The sequence below is a fragment of the Exiguobacterium sp. UBA3491 genome, assembly GCF_002377745.1.
Lineage (GTDB): Bacteria > Bacillota > Bacilli > Exiguobacteriales > Exiguobacteriaceae > Exiguobacterium_A.
The window spans coordinates 206,110-206,402 of sequence record NZ_DFQK01000028.1; the positions used below are offsets into that span (position 1 = coordinate 206,110).

At 44.0% G+C, this 293-nt stretch carries 1 protein-coding gene; it reads right to left on the bottom strand.

All coding sequences use genetic code 11. The features are described from left to right. The coding region (locus tag B4F99_RS10830; protein ID WP_290757778.1) for a hypothetical protein at window positions 1-212 on the bottom strand (212 nt) is incomplete at its 3' end. Between the last annotated feature and the right edge of the window lie 81 nt (window positions 213-293).

Sequence of the window (293 nt, forward strand, 5' to 3'; positions counted from 1 at the left end):
TAACGCATGCGCACGACAGGTAATTTCCGAGCAAGTCGTTTTCCAAGTGCTTCGAGTAGAATGATGACCGCGAAACCGACAACTAAATATAAAAAGATTTCGGGTAAGCTCCGTTCGGAATCAATGAAGGAATAGCCGTAACGTAAACAACTCGTCATGCCGATGAAGCCGACGAAGCGTTCGAACGGATGTTTGATTGGTTGATCTGCCATAGTGAAGTCCTTTCAAGGTGTTTTCTAGTTGCAGTATAGCAAACCGAGCACAAAAACGCACAGTCACATTTGAATATGCTA